Annotated in this window: 3 protein-coding genes and 1 pseudogene; all 4 read right to left on the bottom strand. The window is 46.7% G+C overall.

Annotated features, from left to right (window positions below; all coding sequences use genetic code 11):
• Window positions 1-118: 118 nt before the first annotated feature.
• A pseudogene (locus CRP01_RS43615) lies at window positions 119-346 on the bottom strand (IS701 family transposase); the annotation flags it as partial.
• A complete protein-coding gene (locus tag CRP01_RS41525; RefSeq protein WP_143473777.1) occupies window positions 310-498 on the bottom strand; it encodes a hypothetical protein in 189 nt (62 codons plus the stop codon). The gene CRP01_RS41525 and the pseudogene CRP01_RS43615, both read right to left, overlap by 37 nt.
• Before the next feature lie 257 nt (window positions 499-755).
• Window positions 756-2,135, bottom strand: a complete 1,380-nt coding sequence (locus tag CRP01_RS41520; protein ID WP_143473776.1) for a hypothetical protein — start codon at window positions 2,133-2,135, stop codon at window positions 756-758.
• A 70-nt stretch (window positions 2,136-2,205) separates the two neighbouring features.
• On the bottom strand, window positions 2,206-3,741 hold the full coding sequence (locus CRP01_RS41515) for a sialidase family protein (RefSeq protein WP_099156008.1): 1,536 nt from the start codon (window positions 3,739-3,741) through the stop codon (window positions 2,206-2,208).
• Between the last annotated feature and the right edge of the window lie 186 nt (window positions 3,742-3,927).

The raw sequence follows: 3,927 nt of genomic DNA, 5'->3' as shown, positions 1-3,927 counted from the left end.
TGGGACCGTATAGACCTAGAATCATCAATCTTCGGATTTACAACTCCACAAGGGAAACGGCCAATAGCCAAATTTTATATCGAAGACTATCTCCTGGAGAATTTACAGGGACGGCCTAAATTCGCCTTCGAACCGAGGCGATAGCATCCGAAAAAGTCGGATGTGATTTTTGATACCATGCGAAAGTTTTGATGCGGATTAATTGTAGTTGGTTAAGTTGATCAGCCCAAAGGGTCACGATGCTGAAAAGGGCCAGGAGTATGGGTGTAGATCTGGCAATGGCCAAATCGGACCACTGTCTTTGCGATTCTACACCAAGGTGCTTTCGGACTTCTTCAAAAGTGACACTTCCTGCGCTTCAACTGCTTGTAAAACAATCTCTTCATCCTCCCTATCATAGCTACAAAGTTTGACCGCAGTTTCCCGGGCAAATTTCTGAGCTGATGAGAAAGGTAAATGGCAGACAAGAAACAGCGTAACAAATAGGTAGCGATTCATGGATGAAAATTCATTTTTACGTATAGTACAAAATTTTTCAATGCCCATCCTGCGCCTTTTACTCCTAAAGTAGACTTAGGCATAGGTCGCGAAAGGTCCTTTTTTCGTTCCGTACCTAGACAATTCGGTTGAATATTCAAATTATATCCACAGACTATCAACGGCGCCCCTATTTATATGGAAGGTCGCCGAAATTTTCCACTTAGTGCCAACGATGTTTTGCCACGAAACGTTTTTAGCGCATCATCCTTATCAGCTTACTGAAGCGATACCAGCAGCAGTACGTATCCCTGTTCGGTCTCGAGAGCGGACATTGCCTTACCCAATATAGCCCCCTGAGCCTGTTGATAATCTGTCACTTTCATCGCTTGACCCCGGATATTGGAAGTAGTGAGTAAATCACCCGGCTTAATAGGGCCGGCTGAGGTGTTTGCCCAGACATACACTCTGCCGGCGATGGATATCAGTTTTTCTGTATTCACGCTTTCATCGTAAGCCAGTGTAATGCCTGGCTTAATTCCCTGTGCTCCACTGATTACTCCAGCAACTTTTCTATCGTAGGGTTCTTCACTGAGTTTTAATTTTCCGGGATGGTGCTCATCTATGATCATAACCGAGCCGGGCAGGATCTCTTCTCCTATGCTCAGGGTAAAGGGCTCGGCTATATCATTTCCGCCTCTGATCTCCAATATATTGGTGGAAGTAGTGCCGTTGACGCTCACGATGCCCTCTCCGTGGATAGTCAGGAAAGTATCCTCGTAGCGATTGTTTAGATAATAATCGACACCAAATTGATTGCCGAATACTCTCAGATCCCACTTGTGCAGGTTTCGTTCCGGTTCGGTGATCGGAGGTGTTAGATCGGGAATGACCCGGTAATTGGCCAGGCGCAGCTTAGTACCGGGCATTTCCGCTTCAGGTACGACAGAAGGAGAGATAAAGGCATTACCGGAAGTAGTTCCTCTAACTGTCATTTTCCCATTGTTATCCACCAATAAGGAAGTATTTACGTACAAGTTGTCCTCATAATAATTCAGGGTAAACTGATTTCCCAGGGCATTCAGGTCCCAAGTGTGGAGTGTCTGCTCCGGGAGCGAGCCAGGAGCAGTAGGGTTGGGAATTATCCTGCGGTTGAAAAGACGCAACTTGGTGCCTGGCCATTCTATTTCAGGAAAAGCAGTGGGTGACAGAAATGCATTACCGGAAGTAGTTCCCCTTAGGATTAAGCGCCCGCTCCCATCAACTGAAAAGACAGTGTTCAGATAATTATTATCTGTTGAGTGATCAAAATTCATTTGATCACCCAAAACTCTTAGATCCCAGTTGTGTAAAGTTTGTTCCGATCCTCCGGAGAGAGGATTGCCGGTCGGGATGACCCTTAAATTGGAAAAGCGGGCCTTTGTACCGGGTAGTGTTGCATCGGGGAAGAAAACGGGAAAGGTAGACAAATCTCCGGATGTGCTCGAAAATAAGTGCAGAAGCTGAGTGGGATTATCTGTGCCCAATCCAATATTTCCGCTTCTCCAGATGTCGGTTTCTGTACCTTCATCTCCATTCCAGTATTGACCAAATCCAGGTTTTGAAAATAAGATGGACATGAAACATAGCAATAAAAGGGAGTGCTTAAGTTTTTTCATTATGTGTACGAATTAATGGGGAAAAGTTCGGATGATAGCTATCCTTAATTTTATTAGTTTTTATACGGCCTTATTGTCCGATCCGGACTATACCTCCAGTCGATTCAATAGTGAGCCTTTTAGAGATAGTTATGGTCTCGGCGGAGGTGCCCGACTCGATACAGATACTTCCGCCGGCAGGAGTAGCAGACACTCCGGATGCAACCGTATTGAAAGGAGCATTCGGCAGGCCGTTCCCAGGGCCGTTCTCTCCAAAATCCACGAAAGTACAGGCTCCAGGTACGACCGGGCCGAAGGCTACATAAATATCCTTTGAGTTTCCTGAACGGTTATCCGTGTATATTCCGATGACCCGATCCGGTAAATGATCGGCACCGTTATAATCTCCGAATTCAAAATTGTCATTTACGACATTAGGAGAGGTCCTATCGGTTAATCTAACGGGAGTAGAAAAAGTCTCTGCACCGTCTCTGGAATAGGAGTAATAAAGATCAACACCAGTACGATTATTACTACGACGGGTATCGTAATATACTATGTGTACAGTTCCCCGATTATCCACCGTGATCCAGGGATGCCAGCGGTCTACCGTTGCTCTATCAAAGGTCGGATGCGGCGTCACGGTTTGCCAGTTCAGTCCTCCGTTTCGGGAGCGAGCTACACGTACCCGCATATGGTTATTCGCGGGATTGTTGACATCCACCGCATCGTAGCTGTCCGACCACGCTACATATATACTGCCGCGGTAGGGTGAATCGGAGAGATCAGTATCCGCAGAGGGTACAATCCAGGCCCTTCTTGTCTCCTGAGCAGGAATCGGAATGCCGTTTGTTTGCTGCGAAGTAGGCGAGGTTTCCGCAATAGTTATGGTGCCATTAATGAAACTACCGCCTCCGTTGGTAGATCTTTTGAGGACGATCTCCCTCTCCTCATAAGCATGCCATACATAGTAAAGGTTCCCGGCTGCATCGGTGGTGATATCACTGCCAAATCCACGGGGGTCACCGGTGAAAGAAATGGTTGGCTCCCAAGTACGGCCACGATCCAGGGATCTGGCAAATTGCAATCTACCTACGGCTGGTCCTCCGTTAAAAGTCCAGGTAATATAGATATTATCGACATGGGGGGAGGTTCGGTGTTTGTCAACGTGTAAGTATTCCTTATCGACGTTATTGGAACTCAGTACCCTTTGTGGATTACCGGGCAGATCAGCCCAGCTTCGACCATTGTCGCCCGAGCGCAAAAACCAGAGCTCACAGCCTCCTCCACAGTTGGTCAGCATGGCCGTAAAGGCCAGCTGCCCATCGGAAGACCAGTCGATCGTCGGATCTCCAGAATAGTTTGCTGATGGGTACGAAGAGACGGACCAACTCATGCCGCCATCGGACGAATAATATAAGCCTTGTCCGCTATCCCGGAAATTTGAACCGGCAACAATGATATTAGGATGAACAGGGTTGACCTTGATCGCGGATTCGGCTACCCCATCAGAGGTAGATACCTGTATGTTTTGCGCCTCGATGTTAGCGCAAACTGTCAATAAAAAATAAAAAAACAAATAGGTGGAAAGGCTTTTACAACTGAGGTTCGGTTTTAGAATGATCATGTGGATTTAGTTTTGACCTTTTAAAGATAAACAATTTTAGTTATGTACAGAACAAAACTCTTTTCCGCGTGTGTATAACAAATTGCACAATCAAGCAGCCGCAGCGATAACTGCCTTGACCAGGTTCCAAGCGCCGCTATGCTTGTAGCACCTCAGGTTGGCGATGGCTTGAGCGCCTTGCACCGA

It is taken from the genome of Flavilitoribacter nigricans DSM 23189 = NBRC 102662, assembly GCF_002646595.1.
Classification (GTDB): domain Bacteria; phylum Bacteroidota; class Bacteroidia; order Chitinophagales; family Saprospiraceae; genus Flavilitoribacter; species Flavilitoribacter nigricans.
The sequence above is the reverse complement of the archived record's forward strand: the minus strand, read 5'-3'. Positions and strand labels throughout refer to the sequence as shown.